The 18886-nt window shown below is 44.2% G+C and carries 16 protein-coding genes; 12 read left to right on the forward strand and 4 right to left on the reverse strand.

The window, feature by feature from the left end; translation table 11 throughout:
* The 3 genes from ACP7A0_RS17425 to kduI form a co-directional block, all read right to left on the reverse strand.
* Entirely contained in the window at positions 1-1467 is a 1467-nt protein-coding gene (locus ACP7A0_RS17425) for a spore germination protein (RefSeq protein ID WP_066031642.1), read from the reverse strand.
* A gap of 106 nt (positions 1468-1573) precedes the next feature.
* Positions 1574-2347 carry a 2-dehydro-3-deoxy-D-gluconate 5-dehydrogenase KduD gene (gene kduD, locus ACP7A0_RS17430; protein WP_106030585.1) on the reverse strand — a complete coding sequence of 258 codons (774 nt, stop codon included), beginning with the start codon at positions 2345-2347 and terminating at the stop codon, positions 1574-1576.
* A gap of 4 nt (positions 2348-2351) precedes the next feature.
* Positions 2352-3179 carry a 5-dehydro-4-deoxy-D-glucuronate isomerase gene (gene kduI, locus ACP7A0_RS17435; RefSeq protein WP_426005877.1) on the reverse strand — a complete coding sequence of 276 codons (828 nt, stop codon included), beginning with the start codon at positions 3177-3179 and terminating at the stop codon, positions 2352-2354.
* Between the two features lie 262 nt (positions 3180-3441).
* On the opposite strand from kduI, the gene ACP7A0_RS17440 reads away from it, so the two are divergent.
* From ACP7A0_RS17440 to ACP7A0_RS17495, 12 genes are all read left to right on the forward strand, one after another.
* Positions 3442-4452: a LacI family DNA-binding transcriptional regulator gene (locus ACP7A0_RS17440; RefSeq protein WP_307500359.1), complete on the forward strand. Its 1011-nt coding sequence runs from the start codon at positions 3442-3444 to the stop codon at positions 4450-4452.
* A gap of 85 nt (positions 4453-4537) precedes the next feature.
* Positions 4538-5554, forward strand: a complete 1017-nt coding sequence (locus ACP7A0_RS17445; protein WP_106043189.1) for a sugar kinase — start codon at positions 4538-4540, stop codon at positions 5552-5554.
* Complete coding sequence (locus ACP7A0_RS17450) at positions 5526-6125, forward strand: bifunctional 4-hydroxy-2-oxoglutarate aldolase/2-dehydro-3-deoxy-phosphogluconate aldolase (RefSeq protein WP_034660192.1); 600 nt, start codon at positions 5526-5528, stop codon at positions 6123-6125. The genes ACP7A0_RS17445 and ACP7A0_RS17450 overlap by 29 nt, the downstream gene beginning before the upstream one ends.
* Positions 6126-6243: 118 nt before the next feature.
* Positions 6244-6699 (forward strand): GNAT family N-acetyltransferase, encoded by a 456-nt coding sequence (locus ACP7A0_RS17455; RefSeq protein ID WP_034660191.1) that lies wholly within the window; start codon positions 6244-6246, stop codon positions 6697-6699.
* A gap of 91 nt (positions 6700-6790) precedes the next feature.
* Positions 6791-7768, forward strand: a complete 978-nt coding sequence (locus ACP7A0_RS17460; protein ID WP_375567731.1) for a sugar-binding protein — start codon at positions 6791-6793, stop codon at positions 7766-7768.
* Positions 7765-9207 (forward strand): sensor histidine kinase, encoded by a 1443-nt coding sequence (locus ACP7A0_RS17465; protein ID WP_375566438.1) that lies wholly within the window; start codon positions 7765-7767, stop codon positions 9205-9207. Before ACP7A0_RS17460 ends, ACP7A0_RS17465 begins: the two co-directional genes overlap by 4 nt.
* A complete protein-coding gene (locus tag ACP7A0_RS17470; RefSeq protein ID WP_106061473.1) occupies positions 9201-10619 on the forward strand; it encodes a response regulator in 1419 nt (472 codons plus the stop codon). Before ACP7A0_RS17465 ends, ACP7A0_RS17470 begins: the two co-directional genes overlap by 7 nt.
* Before the next feature lie 101 nt (positions 10620-10720).
* A complete protein-coding gene (locus tag ACP7A0_RS17475) occupies positions 10721-11986 on the forward strand; it encodes an ABC transporter substrate-binding protein (protein WP_426005881.1) in 1266 nt (421 codons plus the stop codon).
* A 52-nt stretch (positions 11987-12038) separates the two neighbouring features.
* Entirely contained in the window at positions 12039-13010 is a 972-nt protein-coding gene (locus ACP7A0_RS17480; RefSeq protein ID WP_181185425.1) for a carbohydrate ABC transporter permease, read from the forward strand.
* Positions 13007-13828, forward strand: a complete 822-nt coding sequence (locus ACP7A0_RS17485; protein WP_212040837.1) for a carbohydrate ABC transporter permease — start codon at positions 13007-13009, stop codon at positions 13826-13828. The genes ACP7A0_RS17480 and ACP7A0_RS17485 overlap by 4 nt, the downstream gene beginning before the upstream one ends.
* A 146-nt stretch (positions 13829-13974) precedes the next feature.
* Positions 13975-14925 (forward strand): mannose-6-phosphate isomerase, class I, encoded by a 951-nt coding sequence (manA, locus tag ACP7A0_RS17490; RefSeq protein WP_066031653.1) that lies wholly within the window; start codon positions 13975-13977, stop codon positions 14923-14925.
* Positions 14926-15050: 125 nt separating this feature from the next.
* Positions 15051-17681 carry a glucosaminidase domain-containing protein gene (locus tag ACP7A0_RS17495; RefSeq protein ID WP_426005884.1) on the forward strand — a complete coding sequence of 877 codons (2631 nt, stop codon included), beginning with the start codon at positions 15051-15053 and terminating at the stop codon, positions 17679-17681.
* Between the two features lie 17 nt (positions 17682-17698).
* Here the strand turns inward: ACP7A0_RS17495 and ACP7A0_RS17500 are convergent, their stop codons facing one another.
* Positions 17699-18886, reverse strand: coding sequence for a CDP-glycerol glycerophosphotransferase family protein (locus ACP7A0_RS17500; protein WP_307500355.1), 1188 nt, complete (start codon positions 18884-18886; stop codon positions 17699-17701).

The following is an 18886-nucleotide window of genomic DNA, read 5'->3' on the forward strand; positions in this document are numbered from 1 at the left end:
TTAATCTCCTTGTCTTTTGAGATTTTTTATTTTTGCTGTTTTCGGTCTCGATTTAAATAGCCCAATTGGTAAACGTACGTACGTATCCTTTAAATCTGAAAACGGTGAAGACAAAACAGGTGTGAAATAGTCAAAACCAAAGGTCTTTAATTGCATCAGGTGACAAAGCACAAATAAATAACACATGATCAAGCCATATAACCCAAACATCGCTGAACTGAAAATGGCCATAAAGCGCAAGATGCGCAGCGGGAAACTAAAGTCATACGAAGGGGCAGTGAAATCGGCCAAGGCGGTCAGCGACACAATAATCACCATTAAGGCACTGACGATATTGGCTTGGACAGCCGCCTGACCAATGATGACGCCGCCAATGAGCCCAATTGTCTGCCCGATGGCTCTAGGAAGCCGAAGTCCAGCTTCTCGCAGCAGCTCAATCGTAAAAGACATAAGAATCGCCTCGACAACAGGAGGAAACGGAACATTCTGCCGGCTGCCTGCGATGGTGATTGCCATTCGTGTTGGTAATAAACCGGGGTGATATGAGACAAGAGCGATGTAGAGCCCTGGTAAAAAAATCGTTAACAGTACGGCAAAATAACGGAGTAGGCGCAAAAGAGTCGCACTTGTCCATCTTTGATAATAATCCTCCGGTGATTGCATCAAGGCTGTAAGTGTCATAGGCATGATGAGGGCAAAAGGTGTGCCGTCGAGCAAAATGGAGACTTTGCCTTCAAGCACAGATGCAATCACCCGGTCAGGACGTTCTGTATTTTGAATCTGCGGAAAAATGGAGATGTGGCTGTCCTCAATCAGCTGTTCAATATAGCCGGTTTCAGGGATGTCATCCATTTTGATTTCGGTCATGCGTGATAGAACATCTTCTACTAATTTGGGATCAACAATATCACGAACGTACACAAGGGCAGCAGACTTTTTATTGCGAGTACCTACATTTACCTTTTGAATGACAAGGTTAGGGTCATTTGCCCGCTCACGGATTAAAGCTGTGTTTTTTTCAAGATTTTCAATAAAACCGATCCGCGGCCCTCTTACAAGGACTTCCGATTGCGGCTCTTCTACTTCTCTAAATTGAAAAAGATTCGTTTGGAGCGCAAGCGCTTGTGTTGCCCCATTTACAAATAAAATAGCCCTGCCGTTATATAACTGCTCGATGGCAAGGTTCATATCTTCCAGCACGTCATTTTGAATGCCAAAGAACGTTTTAGACAGGGACGGAAGCGTAGTAGAATCAACCTCGGTGATGTTCAGTTCCTTTTGCATGGGTGAAATGATTTGCTTGGAAAGCATCTCAAATTCTGTGAGTCCTTCAACGTACATGAGACATGCAGAGATAGCAGAAGGGCCAAATGAAAAAGAGTGGAACACGATATCATCACTTTTCCCGGCAAAGCTTTTGACGCGCTTGATGACGGACGCTATATCTTGTTCAATACGACTTTTCATAATACCTCACCCTCATGTCATGTTTTTTATAGAGTGACTCGGAATGAGGAGAATTATGCAAATAGAAAAAAAGAGAATCCCTGCAAATAGGAATTCTCTCGTCTGTTTATCTCGCAAGCCAGCCGCCATCAACAGCTAAAATATGACCGTTCATATAATCAGAGGCTGGTGAGCTAAGGAAAACAGCAGCGCCGGCTAGATCCTCAGGCTTACCCCAGCGCCCGGCGGGGATCCGTTTGAGGATCTCTTCATTTCGATTTTCATCGTCTCGAATGGCTTGCGTGTTATTGGTCGCGATGTAACCAGGAGCGATCGCATTCACCTGAATATGCTGATTCGCCCATTCGTTTGCAAAAGCTTTCGTCAGCCCCGCGACAGCATGCTTACTCGCTGTATAAGCAGGGACAAAGACGCCGCCTTGAAACGATAGAAGGGAGGCGATATTGACGATTTTCCCTTGCCCATTTTTCAGCATCTGCTGTCCAACCCTTTGAGTGAGGAAAAAGAGACTATTGATATTCACATCCATGACCGTATGCCAATCTTCCTCTGAATAATGAGCGACCTGCTCTCTTTTAATGGTTCCAGCATTATTGATTAAAATATCGATCGTATGCTTTTTTAACATGGCATTGACAGCCTGCTTTGCCGTTTGAGGATCGGAAAAGTCAACCTGAACCGCATGAAACGAGCGGCCTGCCTGTTCGACAAGCGCTTTCGTTTCCTCAAGCGGTGTGTGGTGGTATGTGCCGATGATATCTGCGCCTGATCGGGCAAGCGCCACAGCAATGCCCTGCCCAATGCCGGTTCCTGGACCTGTCACAAGGGCTGTTTTACCTTCAAGAGAAAAGAGGGACGCTACATAGGATGTCGTCGTCATCACATTACCTCAGCTGGTCCATTGGGACAAAGTCCATATCTTTGAACGTATAGTTCTCGCCTGCCATCGCCCAAATAAATGAATAATTCGCTGTACCTGATCCTGAATGAATGGACCAGGCAGGAGAAATGACGGCTTCCTCATTGGCGACAACGAGATGTCTTGTTTCAGATGGCTCTCCCATAAAATGAAAGACACGAGCATTTTCTTCGATATCAAGATATAAGTACACTTCCATACGCCGATCATGAATATGAGCGGGCATCGTATTCCACGTGTTATTGGTTTCCAGCTGAGTGATTCCCATCATGAGCTGACAGCTTTGAATGCCATTTGCGTGGATGACTTGATACAGGTTTCGTACGTTTGAAGCAGACGCTTCCCCTAAGTGATTCGGTGTTAATTCAGCGATGGCTGCTTTTTGCGTAGGGTACGCTTGATGAGCCGTGGCTGATACAAGATAGAACTTGGCCTCTTCGCCTGATGAACTAGCAAACTGTACATCTTCGTGTCCAAGCCCAATATATAAGAAATCTTTATGCTCCAGCACAAAGGCCTCACCATCGACAGTAACCGTTCCTTGTCCGCCGATATTCACAATGCCGATCTCTCGTCTTTCAAGGAAATACTCCGTACGTAAAAAGTCTCCGGCATCTAATGTGAGCGGCTCTGCTGCCGGCATGACTCCGCCAATCACCACGCGATCCTCATGCGAATAGTAGAGCTTTAATTCACCACTGACGAATAGCGTAGGAATATGAAAATGACGACGAAGTTCCTCTGTTGTAAAACGTTTGACCTGCTCAGGGTGTACAGCATAACGATTTTCCATTTGAGATAAGCCTCCCTTTCCATCTGAAACAAAATATTGATGTTTTATTTGGTATCGGTTTCAAGGAAAATTCTAGAGGAAAAAGAGAACGCCGTCAACCGTTATTTTGAAATCGTTTTCTTTTTATTTATTTAGATGATTTTTTGCCCTCTTCATGCAAAAAAATCTTCTGGAATGCATGAAATTATGATATGCTCTTTTTAAGTTATTTGAAATCGGTTTCGAAACAAATGAGAAGATATCGATTGTGGGAGTTTTTTGAATGAAAGAGAAAAAGCAAACGAAAGTCACCATCAACGAAGTGGCCGCTTATGCAGGTGTTTCAAAATCAACTGTATCTAGATATATCAATGGCAGAACAAATGAAATTTCTGCTGATAAGGTAAAAAAAATCAAGAAAGCCATTGAGGAACTCCATTATCGTCCGAGTCAGCTCGCTCAAGGATTGAAAGTAAGAAAAAGCAAGGTCATTGGGTTTATTGTAGCCGACATTACGAATCCATTCTCTGTAGCGACACTTCGCGGTGTCGAAGAAATTTGTGATGAATATGGATACAGCATCATGGTGTGCAACACAGATAACCGTCCAGAAAAAGAACGAGAAATGCTCCTCAAGCTGAATGCGCATTATATTGAAGGGCTCATCATCAATACGACAGGCCAGAACAATGACATTCTGCAGGATTTTAAGAAAAACGGTGTACCGATTGTCCTTGTTGACCGGAAGTTACCTGAACTAAAAGTCGACACAGTGACAACGAATAACCGTGATATCACGATCCGGCTGCTTCAACAAATGTATGAGAAAGGCTATGAGCACATCGCCTTCTTTACTGAGCCTGTCGATGGAATCAGTCCTCGTGAAGAACGAAAAGAAGCATATGAACAGACAGCCATGAGTAAACATAAGACGTCCATTATTGCAGAAATTGATTTGAAGAAAAAGGAGCAATTGCGAGAAGAGCTTGTCCGTTTTGTACAACTAAACCAACAGAAAAAAGCGATTTTAGCAGCCAATGGATTACTCATGCTGAAGCTGATAAGTGAACTTGTAGAGCTTGGGATAAAGATTCCAGAGGAGATAGGCATTGCAGGGTTTGATGATACAGAATGGTATAAGCTGATTGGGCCTGGAATTACAACGGTTGCCCAGCCATCTCATGAAATGGGGAAAGCCGCAATGCAAAAAATCAAGACACGGCTTGAAGGGGATGAAAGTGCGCCCCAAACCATTCAGCTTGATGGAGAAATCATCGTAAGAAAATCTTTATAAACGATAGAAGAGAAGAGTATACATACGTGCATGCTCTCTCTTTTTCAGCTGATTTGAAACCGGTACCAAGAGAGGGGAGAAATGAGTGAAAGCATTGGATGCGGTCACATTTGGGGAATCAATGGCGATGTTTTACGCAAAAGAAGCCGGAGAGCTTCATCAAGTGCAGACATTTCAAAAGGCGCTTGCTGGTGCCGAAAGTAACGTGGCAGTCGGTTTGGCAAGGCTTGGCTTTGATGTGGGATGGATGAGCAAAGTCGGAGCAGATTCACTTGGCACATTTATTTTAGAAGAGCTTCAAAAAGAAGGGGTCGATACAAGTGCAGTGATCCGTTCAAATGATGGGTCTCAAACAGGGATTTTACTTAAATCAAAAGTGATGGATGGAGACCCTGACGTCACGTATTATCGTAAAGGCTCTGCTGCGAGCACAATGAGTCCAAGCGACTTTCCCGCCAGCTATTTCAAACAGGCAGGACACCTCCATATGACAGGTATTCCGCCTGCATTATCCAGTGAAATGAGAGCGTTTTCTTTTTGTGCTCTTCAAAAAATGAAAGAAGCAGGCAAAACCATTTCATTTGATCCAAACCTTCGGCTGCAGCTATGGGAAGAGGAGGAAGATATGATCCATACGGTGAATCAAATGGCTTTTCAAGTGGATTGGTTTTTTCCGGGGCTTGCAGAAGGGCAAAGGCTCACAGGCTGTCACGAGCCGGAAGAGATTGCCGATGTTTATTTGCAAAAAGGCGTCAAGCTTGTGGTCATGAAGCTCGGTGCAGAAGGTGCCTTTTATAAAAGTGCAGCCAGTCAGGGGATTGTGAGCGGATTTTATGTGCCAGATGTCGTTGATACAGTCGGTGCCGGTGATGGATTTGCCGTGGGGGTCATCAGCGGCTTATTGGACGGTTTATCATATGAAAAATCTGTGACAAGAGGCAATGCTGTAGGGGCTCTTGCGGTGATGTCTCCTGGCGATAAAGACGGACTGCCTACTCGGGAAGAGCTTCAGGCTTTTATGAAAGAAGCCAAACGATATCACAGACGAGAATATATGAAGGGAGATGAAGGATATGGGCAAGTCAGCAAGTTTGAGCGTTAAAGAGCAGCTCGCGGCTTGTAAGCTGATCGCAGTGGTGAGAGCGGGGAGTGAAGCAGAAGGCATTGAGACCATTGAGCGTTTAAAGAAAAAAGGCGTTCGAGCCATTGAAGTGACGTATACCACGCCTAATGCTGAACACATCATCGCGTCCTTTCAGCATGAGCAAGATCTGATTGTAGGAGCAGGCACAATCACAACCCTTGAGCAGGCACAATCAGCCATTGACGCAGGCTCACAATTTATTGTCAGTCCAGGATATCTCCCTGTGATCGGAGAGCATCTCTCATTTCACGACACACTCTATGTACCAGGTGTCCTCACCCCAAGTGAAATCATGCAGGCAAAAGCAGATGGCTACTGCTTGCTCAAGCTTTTTCCAAGCGGTTCCTTCGGTTTATCCTATATGAAAAACTTACAAGGTCCGTTTCCAGAGATTGAATTTATTCCAACGGGCGGTATTCATCCAGCCGATGTGCCAAAATGGCTGAAAGCTGGTGCAGTGGCAGTAGGAGTCGGAAGTCAGCTTGAAAGCAGTACAGCAGAAGAGTTACAAGCGGTACTTTCTTCATAAATAGTTGATATCAAACGAACAACTGGCGGATGGAGGCCGGTTGTTTGTTCGTTTATCTGACATAACAGCAGGTGAATGCTGACTCTTCACGTACAATGATCGTGAAGGAGTGATAGACATGTACATTCAACAAGATACACTCACGGATGGACAAATAGAGCAGCTGATTACCGCTCATATAGAAGAAATGAAAGAGCATTCCCCGCCAGAAAGCATTCATGCCCTTCCGTTAGCTGATTTGAAAAAGCAAGATGTCACAGTGTGGAGTGTGCGGGAAGGAGAGGAGCTTCTTGGCTGCGGAGCGTTAAAGGAGCTGTCAAGTGATCACGGCGAAATCAAATCAATGAGGACCGCAGCTCTCCATATGCGAAAAGGTGTAGCAAGGTATATGCTGAACCATCTTCTCCAAGAGGCAAAAAGGCGCGGCTATTCACGTGTCAGCTTAGAGACAGGTGCGATGTCTTTCTTTGAGCCAGCAAGAAAACTATATGAGAGTGTTGGTTTTTATATTTGCCCGCCTTTCGATTCATATCAAGAAGATCCAAACAGTTTATTTATGACAAAGGAATTATAGAGGTCGAGAGAGTATGCTTATAAGCAGCTCTTTTTTTATGCGCAATATTTGAAAGGGGGAGGATGTGGTGAAAAGATTAAAGTGGATCGGGATGGGCGCCTTTCTCACTTTTTGTGTCGTATCTGTTATTTTTTTAACATTATTAGGTCAAGATTTATTTAAAATTGAAAGCGCTTCCGAAAAAGCGTCATCAACCTATCAATATCACTTTGTCCTTGTACCGGAGGAACTTGATAATGAATATTGGCAGCTGGTACAAAGGGGAGCTGCTGATGCGGCAGCCGTTCATCGCGTGTATCTAGAATATTTGGGTCCGAAGCAAGCAGATATAGACGATCATCTGAAAACCATTGATATGGCAATCGCAGGGCATGTCGATGGCATTATGACGCAGGGACTTGATGCGAAAAAATACAAACCGCTTTTTCAGAAGGCGAGGGAAAAAGGCATTGATGTTGTCACCGTCGATACGGATGCAGAGGGGAGCAAGCGTCAAGTGTATGTAGGCACGGACAATTATTATTCAGGCTTTATCGCAGGACAGGCACTCATCGCAGATACAAAAGGCGAACAATATGTAGGAATTGTCACAGGCAGGCTTGATGCCGTTCATCAAAAGCAGCGTGTCAAAGGATTTCGAGATGCCGTCGCCGCTGAACAACGTATTCATATTGCTGGAATAGAAGAATCAGCCATTACGAAGTCAGGGGCCTCCGGTGCCGCGTATAAACTATTAAACGATCATGCGAAGCTCACCGCATTTTACGGCACGAGTGCATTAGATGGTGCAGGCATCATTCAAGCAACAGCACAATATCGATCGTCCACAGATTTTTATGTGCTCGCATTTGACACATTGCCAGATACGATTCAGGCGCTCGATGATGGAAAGATTGATGCAGTAGTTGTTCAGCATCCTTATGAAATGGGCTATCAAGCAGTGGAATCGCTTGTACGTTTGCAGAAAGGTGAAAAAGAAGAACCACTCCAGTACACAGGAACGAGTGTGATTCGGCGCGAGGATCTGCCTCTGCAGCAAACAGACAGAAAGCAGGGTGTGCAGCCATGAGAAGGATTCGAAGTAAATTGTTATTGGCATTTTTAATCCTTGTGTTCCTTGGCAACGTGGCCGCTTTTTTCGTCTATTGGAGCAGCTCGAACATCACATCAGAATATAGCAGAAGCTTTCGTTCCTTTCTCCTGCTCAATGATATATCGACAGAGGCAAAAACGATGTATGAAAAGGTCAATGCGTATGCGATTGAAAAGGATCGGCAGTTTGCCAAAGAATATCTGGCCTCAAAACAGAAAATGAAATCCTATGATCAGGCATTGCGAAAGGATGCCGGGCTTCATGCGGCGATTCCTTCTATTGAAAAATACCAATATATGATGCGGACGCTCATCAATGAAAGTGATGCGACCATGACACATGTAAAAGAAGGGAAAATCAAAGAATATGCAGCAAGTGTAAAGGAGGTGAGAACCGTCTCCTCCTACATACAAGAGCAAACGATGACCCTGCTTGATGATGAATTGTCTGAGTATCAAGTACTCTATCAATCTCTGCAAAAAAGACACCAAACCTATGCACTCTTTACCTTATGTTTGTTTACGCTATCCATTGGGGTCGCATTATGGATGGCGTATATGATTGCTGGAGGGATATCAAGGCCGATCGTCCATCTGTCTCGAAGCGTAAAGGAAGTATCAGAAGGGAATTTTGATGGAGCGGACTTGCATGTCACCTCAAAGGATGAAATTTCTGTATTAAATGAGGCCTTTCAGCGAATGCGTCAAGAGATGAAAATGATGATTGAAGAGATGAAACAAAAGGCAGCCTTAGATCAAAAAATCAAAGACATGAAGCTGAAAACGCTGCAAAACCAAATGAATCCACATTTTTTATTTAATACATTAAACATCGTCTCACGCATGGCTTACTTAGAATCAGCGGATGCCACATCGAGGTTGATCCAATCCGTTTCCACGTTGATGCGGTATTCGCTGTCAGCTCTCAGTGCATCTGTTACGTTGGAGCAAGAAGTAAAAGTGGTCAAAGAATATTTTCATATACAAGAAACAAGATTTGCCGATCGTATTACATGCAAAACGACCATAGATGAATCATGTTTATCTGTACATATCCCAAGTCTCACCTTACAGCCGCTTGTCGAAAATGCCTTTATTCATGGCGTTGAACCAAAGGAGGAAGACGGGCTTGTCGAACTCTCGATCTATCAAGAAGGCGGCTATGTGATGATTCGGATTCGGGACAATGGGATGGGGATCAATGAACAAGAGATAAGGAGATTGCTATCAGAAAAAGAAGAGGAAAGTCCAAACACCTTGAGTAAAGGGCACTCGACAGGGATCGGTCTTCGAAATGTGATGTCAAGGCTGCATTTGTTTTACGGGGTAAAAGATGCCCTACAAATTGATTCAAAGCCAAACGAAGGCACCACCATTCAATTGGCTATTCCGATGAAGGAGGGACCGGCATGCTGAACGTGCTGATTGTGGATGATGAAAAAATAGAACGACTAGCGATGCGGAAATTCATGACCGATTGGCTTCCAGAGTGTCATATAGCAGGAGAAGCTGAAAATGGAAAGAAGGCGGTTGAATTCGTGCGAACTGAGCCCGTTCATCTTGTGCTCATGGATATTCAGATGCCTGGAATGGACGGATTGACAGCGATCAAGCAGATCAAAGCGAGCAGTCCTCATACAAAATTCATTATGCTGACAGCGTACGATACGTTCGATTATGCCAAGCAAGCGATGCAGGAAGGGGTGAAGCAATATCTCGTTAAACCGGCTGACAAAGATGAAACCATCGCCGCCATTCGAACGGTTGCGGCAGAGATTCAGCAGGAGGCGTCTCAGCGGCAGGCGGTGGCGGCTGGTCAGCAGTCAAAGTGGCTCGAAGCTCATGTCATAAATGGTCAGTCCTATACCTCCACGGAGTTTCAACAAATGTTTCACGAATATGAAGCAGGTCTTGTCATCGCTGTTCAGCGGACAATCGGGGATCAGCTGTTGATTGATTTACAGACATCTCCCCTTTTTCATACGGTACCGATTCAGGTGAGTGGTGAGCTGTTTACATGTCTCATTTATCGTCACCAAGCGCCTGGTCAGTTAAAGGCAGATGTCCTGCATGCGATTCGAACTGCCACAACAAACGATCAGCCTTCACCTGTCGTTGGCATGGGACACCCGGTCTCAAACCCGCTTTATCTTCAGAAAAGTGCAGCAGAGGCGAAGCTTTCCTATTATCAGCGAAAAAAGAGTCCCGGCGTTGTTCGTTATGGTTTTTACCAAACAGAAGAACAGTCCCATCCATTGATCCATCTGCCGGAGCTTGCAGACGATATGATGCAGGCACTGGAAGAAGGGAGAAGAGAGGATGCGCTGGCTTTATTCGATGCCTTTGAACTGGAGGGAGCGACCATTTCACAACTAAAAGAGCTGCTGATTTTATTTAAATCACGGCTCCGAACAGACTGGCCAATATTAACGATCAGCACCGCAGCTGAATGCCGTGAGTGCTGTGAACACTTATTTGACGTGTACGAAGCGAGAACCCAGACCGTGAATGACATTGAGCGGGCAAAACGCTACATCAAAACGCATTTTTGTGAACAGATCACGCTTGAGCAGACTGCCGCCTATGTTGATTTAAGTCCAACCTATTTCACAAAGCGCTTTAAAGACGAGACAGGGCTGACATTTAAAGAGTATGTGACAACCTGCCGGCTGGATAAAATCAAAAAGCTTCTCAAAGACAGCTCGCTTAGTTTAAAAGAAATTACCTATCAGGCAGGATATACAGACCCCAATTACGTCAGCCGTGTGTTTAAGAAGATGGTCGGATGTTCACCGAAGGAATATCGAAAACAGACCGTAAAAAAGTGAAGAATTTCATAAAAAAGTGAAGAAGTTTGCTGAAAAAAAGCGAGGATCTGCCATTATACTTATTTTGATAACGCTTACAAAATAGGGATGGGGGATCAATCATGAAGTTCAAATTAGGTTTTACGCTGTTAGCGCTCTGTATGCTTATCGTCACTGCCTGTAGTTCATCGACCAACTCAGATGCAAAAAAAGAGGGCGGAGCAGAGAAACTAGACATTTTCTCTTGGTGGACTGGAGCAGGTGAGGAGGACGGACTGAAAGCACTCATTCAATTGTTTGAAGAGAAAAATAAAGACATCCCAATTGAAAATGCAGCCGTCGCAGGTGGTGCTGGTACAAATGCAAAGGCTGTTCTGACTAGCCGGATGCAAGGGAATGACCCGCCAGCTACGTTCCAAGTACATGGCGGAGCGGAGCTGAATGAGAGCTGGGTCGCAGCAGGCAAAATGGAGCCGCTGGATGATCTATATGAAAAAGAAGGCTGGAAGGACAAATTTCCGGAATCACTCATCGACCTTGTCAGCAAAGATGGGAAAATCTATTCAGTACCAGTGAATATTCACCGAGGCAATGTGCTTTGGTATAACAAGAAGGTATTTGATGATGCAGGCTTAGAGCCGCCAACGACCTTTGATGAATTTTTCAAAACAGCAGATGCCTTAAAGAAAAAAGGCATTACACCGCTTGCACTTGGTGATAAAGAGCCTTGGGCAGCGACGCATTTGTTTGAGAGTGTGCTGCTCGGCGTTTTAGGCGCTGACGGATATCAAAAACTTTGGGCTGGCGACATGAAAATGGATGACGCAAAAGTGAAGGAAGCGGCAGACATCTTTGGGCGTATGCTCGAATACGTCAATAATGATCACAGCTCCCGTAACTGGCAGGATGCCTCGCAGCTCGTGGCAAAAGGGGAAGCAGCAATGAATGTCATGGGAGACTGGGCAAAGGGGTACTTTGTGAATGATCTCGATCTGAAGGTGAATCAAGACTTTGGATACGCGGAGACTCCTGGAACCGAGGGAAGCTTTATGGTGATCACCGATACATTCGGATTGCCAAAGGGCGTGAAACAGCCAGAAAACGTGAAGAAATTCTTATCTGTTTTAGGATCTGTGGAAGGACAGGATGCATTCAATCCGCTGAAGGGATCGATTCCGGCACGTGTGGATGCAGATGTTTCTAAATATGATGAATACGGAAAATCGGCGATGAAGGCATTTAAAGAATCAAAGCTGGCGCCGTCTCTCGCACATGGTTCAGCTGCTGAAGAAGGGTTTGTGACAAAAGCGAATCAAGCCGTGAATATCTTCGTCACGCAAAAAGACAGCAGCCAGTTTGTTTCATCTTTAAAAGATGCAATGAAATAAAGACGAGGAGGCGGCTAAGCACCGCCTCTTTTTTGAAAAGGAGTGTAGCTTCATGCGCATGGACACATCGCCGATCACAAAAGCAGCAACACCTAAAGTCAAACGTGTTCGGAAAAAATGGAATGGGGATCAGCTGCTTGCGCTGCTATTTTTAACCCCGTCGGCTGTTTTATTATTCATCTTTGTTTACGGCTTTATTGGCTGGACAGGGTATGTGTCATTATCAAACTGGACCTCGCTTGTTCCGAATTTCTCTTTTGCAGGTCTTCAAAATTATATCATGCTGTTTCAAGATTTCCGCTTTCAGTCAGATCTTCGAAATACGGTCTTTTTTACTCTATTTTTTATTGGAGCCGTCATTGCCTCTGGACTCGCACTTGCGATTTTACTAGATCAGAAGATCAAGGGTGAATCTCTATTTCGGAATTTATTTTTCTTTCCGATGGCCCTTTCCTTCGTTGTGACAGGGGTCGTCTGGCAATGGATTTTAAACCCGTCAACTGGGGTGAATCTGTTTTTAAAAACGCTTGGTATCCAGCCTAAGTGGTACACGGATACGAACATTTTAGCCGGATTTGTCTGGGGGAAAATTGAGTTTGGTGTCCCTGCGGCAATGATTGCAGTCGTGATTGCAGCGGTTTGGCAGATGACTGGATTTTCTCTAGCGATGTATTTGGCGGGTTTGAGAGGAATTCCAGAGGAAGTAAGAGAGGCTGCTAGAATGGATGGCGCAACCGAATGGCAGATTTACCGGAAGATTATTTTTCCTCTATTAAAACCGATTACTGCAAGTGTCATTATCATCATGGCTCATATTTCATTAAAGATTTTCGATTTGATTTACTCGATGACAGGACCGGGTGCAAACTTTGTCACAGATGTTCCGGGCGTTTACATGTTTGAAATGACCTTTAGAGGAAACCATTATGCAGGCGGTGCCGCCATTGCGATTGTTATGCTGATCTCTGTTGCTGTCTTTATCGTGCCGTATCTCCTGTCGAGCCGGAAGGGGGCGTCATCATGACAGCTAGATGGTTTGTCCGTCCAGTCCTTTATGCTTTATTGATTTTGTGCAGTCTTTTTTTTCTGATGCCAGTCTATGTCATGCTCGTCACAAGCTTGAAGCCATTAGGTGAAGTGACCCTTGAGAAAATGTGGGCACTGCCATCAACACTCGATTTTTCAAGCTATCAAATCGCATTTGAAAAGCTAGCGCCCAATTTAATGAATTCACTTTATCTTGTCATTCCGGCTACCTTATTGTCAGCTGTACTAGGAGCGATGAATGGCTATGTCCTATCAAAATGGCGTTTCAAAGGGTCAGAAGTGGTCTTTACGCTGATGCTGTTTGGGATGTTTATTCCATATCAAAGTATCCTCATACCACTCATTCAATTTTTGCGTGAAGTCGGATTGTATAATTCGATTCCAGGTCTGGTGCTTGTCCATGTCGTATATGGACTCCCGATCACAACGCTCATGTTCCGAAACTTCTATGTGAGCATCCCTGATGAAATGATTGAATCGGCAAAAATGGATGGCGCAGGGTTTATCGGGATTTTCAGACATATGATTCTTCCGCTTTCGATCACAGGGTTTGTTGTGGTCGCCATTTGGCAGTTCACAAATGTGTGGAATGAGTTCTTATTTGCAGTCACGATGACCACTGCGGAGCATCAGCCGGTGATGGTCGCCTTGCAAAATCTATCAGGCAGTCAAATTGTGCAATGGAACGTCCAAATGGCAGGGGCGATATTGGCCGCACTGCCGACACTTGTGGTCTATATTCTGCTCGGAAAATACTTTGTCAAAGGGCTTCTCGCAGGCTCTGTCAAAGGATGAAATATTTTTGTGTTATCGTTTTCATTTGGTGTACTGAAAGGATTGACTTCTCTTTAGATAGCGTCATAATAAAAGTTGAGACTTGCTAGTTTTCATCAAGCTTGGCAAGGATTATCAAAGGGTAGCAAAGGGAGGAGTCATCCTGAATGAAGCAGTCACCAATTTTTTTACTGCCTGAATTGAAGGAGAGAATATGGGGAGGTACAGCCTTAAGGGATCAATTTGGCTATGATATTCCTTCTGATCAAACGGGAGAATGCTGGGCAATTTCTGCTCATCCAAACGGACCAAGTGTCGTGCAAGACGGTCCATATAAAGGGAAAACGCTGATCGAACTATGGGACAATCACAGAGAATTGTTCGGGGGAATAGAAGGCGATCGATTCCCGCTGTTAACCAAAATTTTAGATGCAAACCAAGACTTGTCCGTTCAAGTTCATCCGGATGATGATTACGCGGAAAGACATGAAAATGGCGAGCTTGGAAAAACAGAGTGCTGGTATATCATTGACTGCAAAGAAGGAGCAGAAATGATCTATGGGCACAATGCAAGAACAAGAACTGAGCTTGTGACCATGATGAACAGTGGAGATTGGGAAGGTCTTTTGCGTCGTGTGAAGATTAAGCCTGGTGATTTTTATTATGTGCCAAGCGGAACCATTCATGCGCTGTGCGAAGGAACGCTTGTCCTTGAAACGCAGCAAAGCTCAGACACAACCTATCGGGTATATGATTATGAACGAAAAGATCAGGATGGCAATGAACGTGAACTTCATTTTGTGCAAGCCATTGATGTCACAACGGTTCCTCATGTAGACGGTTATACAGATGAATCAGTTGAAACACGCCGTGGGCTGACCATTCGAACTTTTGTTGAAGCAGAGTATTTCTCTGTGTATAAATGGGAAATTGATCAAACAGTAGAGCTTTCGCAAGATTATCCGTTTTTGCTGTGCAGTGTAATTCATGGAGAAGGGTCTTTAACGCATGATGGACATACATATCCACTGCCTAAAGGAGCTCATTTTATCCTGCCGGCTGAAACAGGGAGCTTCTCAATTGAAGGAACTTGTGAACTGATTGTGTCGCATATATAAAGGAAAAGAGGACTTCGAAGGGGTCCTCTATTTTTCTATTGCATAAATGACTTGAAAGAGTACTTGTTTTTGTCGATAAAGAGATTAGTAGACTATTATGCAAAGTTAAGAGAGGGACAGGGAACGTGAAAAAAACCATCAAGATTATGTTACTCGCAGCTGCCTTTGGTATGACAGTACAGACGGGCAAAGAAGCGCAAGCAGCCTCCTATGTCGATCAATCCATTTATACGATGAACACCTCAAAGGTATTTACAACAGAATCAGAAGTGAAAAAAGCAGTGGAAACATTGAAGAAGGACAAAAAGTGGACAGCCACTTATCAAACCTCAGGAAACACGTCGACCTATCAGCTCACTGCCTCAGGATATGAGTCGCAAACAGCAGCGAGTGCAAGTGCAGCTGCATTAAAAAAAGAGACGGGCATGAGCGGTACGGTGTCTCCAGTAGGTGACCGCCTGCCTTTACAAAAGGTCATATCTGACCCAGTCAATGATGAAGCTCAGGCAAAAAAGCTCTCGCTCGAGCTAACGAAAACATCAGGGCTCAATAGCACCTATGAAGTCATCAATCAAAGCAGACCTTCTTATCAGGTCATATCAGGAACCATTGATTCTGAAACGAAAGTCAAAAATATTCAAACCGAATTACAAAAGCAGGCCGGTGTCACCAGTACATACCAAACGGAAAACAAAGCTGGCGCTGTGTATCAGCTGATTTCAGGCGGTATCGTTGGGCAAAGTAAGGCGAATACCATCCTGCAAGGCTTTCAAAAGGAGTCTGGTTTAAAAGCAGTGCTTCAAACGGTGACAGCAGGCAAGCCATATTACATCGTCACATCAGCTGCACAAGCCAGCCAGTCAAAAGCACAGACGCTCCTTACCCAGCTGCAAAGAGAAGCAAAGATCAGCGGGAAGATTCAAAAGACAGGCGCTTTAAAAAATGTTTATCGCTTGGAATCAGGCTATTTCAAAGACAACAAACAAGCATCCTCAGCTACGGCTCAGATCAAGAAACAAACCGGCGCTGCAGGGACTGTGCAGCGAGTGGGAAAAACAAAAAATTATATCGTGAAACTCAATCAACTGAACGATACAGCATACGGAAAAACGGTAGCCTTTTTCAAGAAAAAGAAATGGCGCTACATATCCAAAAAGATCTCTTCTACACAGCCATATCAAGTAGTGACTGGAAACCTATTAGGAGATGTTCAAGCGAAAAAAGCAGCGGCTTTCTTCCAAAAGAAAAAGGTATATACGACAACGAAAAAAACAGGTAAGGTATCTGACAGCACGTATCGACTTGTCGTCAATCAATCAGCAGACCAAGCGAAAATGAATAAAGGTGCCGCATATTTAAAAACGCAGAAGGTGACAAGCAGCATCACAACAGGTAAGGGACAAGCTGTCAGCAAAACGTATAGTCTCAAGACAACACCTGTATATGAGCAAAGTAAAGTCAAACAGGCTCAAGAGATTATCAAGAAAAATGGCGTTGCCAGCAGTACAAAAACGCTGACAGAAGCGGTTAAGCAATACCGGATCACGACAGAGCCGACGGTGAATCAGACAAAACTGAATCAAGCGCTAAGCTATTTAACGAAACAAAAAATGAAAGCAGCTGCACAAAAAACAGGTACAACTGATTATGGTCAATATCAGATTAAAACTGGTGTTATTTCCACAGCTGCATTGCGCGACCAAGGCCTGGCATTTTTCAAAAAACGGAATGAACCAGCTGCTTATAAAACAACAACGAAACCAACCTACAAAATCAACATTACGCAGCAATTCACAGGATTACCAACTGTAAATGCGGCGATTGCCTTTGTGAAAAGCCAATATGGCTGGACAGCCACAGCTGTAAAAATCAAAAATGGCCCAATGGTCATGCAAACGAACTACAACCTCACTGTCAATGAGATGGTGAACAAGCAAATGAAGGTGTCACCACAGACAGACGGTGCAGCCTATGTCTATGCAGCATATGTAGACCCGGCGACGTCAACTGTGAATACAGACGGCTTAAATGTTCGTTCTACACCTGATTCGAGCTCTGCGAGCAACATCGTGGCGCAGTTGAACAAAGGAACAAAAGTAAGACAGCTTGGGAAAGAAGGAAACTGGATCAAGATCAGCTTGGGCTGGAGAAATGCAAGTTCAGCAGAGGTGCAAAAATACGTAGACCCAGCCAATATTGCTGAGGGCACTCAATCTTATTTTCAATTTCTGAAACTCTCTGAAGCTGCGAATCTCAATCCGGCAGAAGTCAATTCCAAGATTCTAGCAGGTAAAGGGATTCTAGCAGGTAAAGGACAAGCCTTTATTACGGCAGCGAAAACGTATCATATCAACGAAATTTATCTCATTTCTCATGCGTTGCTTGAAACGGGTAACGGAAGTTCGATTTTAGCGAATGGTACGATGTTTAATGGGAAGAAAGTATATAACATGTATGGCATTGGCGCATACGACAGCAATCCGAATTACCTTGGTGCAAAGTATGCGTATGAACAGCAATGGTTCACGCCAGAGGCAGCGATTATTGGCGGGGCAAAATTCATTGGCAACAGCTATATTAATCACGCCACATACAAGCAAGATACGATTTATAAAATGCGCTGGTCTAGTGCAGCGACTCATCAATATGCAACAGATATTGGCTGGGCTTATAAGCAAGTCACTCGTATGTATAGCTTGTATAACTTACTTGATAACTATACGCTGTATTACGACATCCCGGTTTATAACAAATAAAAAAACGTCCGTGCTTCCTAATGAGAAGCCGGACGTTTTTTGTGTAAGAGCTGCTGTTCAATAAATGATAGGAGCTGCTGACTAGACTCGCCCTTTGAATATTTGTTCCATTCCTCAGCGAAGGTTTTGATTCGTTCTCTGTGATCTGATTCGTTTAGATGAAGCAGCTCCTTCAAGAGCATGTCTTGAGTGACGCAAGCCTTTCCAGGAATGATGTCCTCATACCGATCGACTAAGCCGCGTTTCGCTCGATAAGTGTCTAAGTCATAAGTGAAGAACAAAACAGGCTTTTCAAGCAGCGCATATTCAAACACAATCGACGAATAATCTGTCATCAGTACATCGCAAGTACAAAGCAATGGATAGAGCGGCTGATCGGACACATCAAATATCCATTCACCGTCTGTTTCCGCCTTTGCTAAATGTTTGACCGCAGGATGAAGCTTGACGAGCAGAATATAGTCTCCATTTAGCTCTGTTTGCAATTGCTCTTTTGAAAAAGGCAGGACAAGATCGTCCATTGCAAAGTCTCGATAGGTCGGTGCATAAAGCAGGAGCTTTTTCCCTTTAGGAAAATCATTCGGCCTCAAGGAAGGCAGGCACTGATCATAGTACACATCCGTCATCGGTACACCTGTTGGTAAAAAACGTTCATCATTGACCCCAAACGAAGACTTAAAAATCTCGCGCATGTGATCTGAGCCTGTAACGATATAATCGAAAGACGCATAGACTCGTTTGAAGCGTTTGATATCACGGGGACTTCGTTCCGAATTTGATGCATCTTCAAGACCGAATTTTTTCAACGCCCCATTGGCATGCCATACTTGAATACATGTGGTAGAAGGGCGTTTTCTGAGTACACTTGTCATGAGAAAGTAATTATCTGTCACGACAACCTTGCTTTTAAACATCGTGTAAATACATTGAATGAGATGGAGAGGATTTTTTTCATGAAAATAGCGAAATGACAGATGAGACCCGTCCTTTTCTATCGCAGAAGCATGCTTCGTATAGAGGACAGTAAGCTTCATCGTCATGTTCGCCTGTTGTTGATAAGTATCAATGAGAGCAGCTGCATTCTCTTGAAATGAAACAAGCAGCGTCACCTGGTTTTCACGCGGTTTCACGCCGCTCATCAGCCATCCAATTAAAGAAACGAAAGCTGCATAGCATGAAATGATCATTGAGCGTATATTCATCAT

Origin of the sequence: Bacillus sp. DWP3-1 (assembly GCF_049896565.1) — a bacterium.
GTDB lineage: Bacteria > Bacillota > Bacilli > Bacillales > Bacillaceae > Bacillus.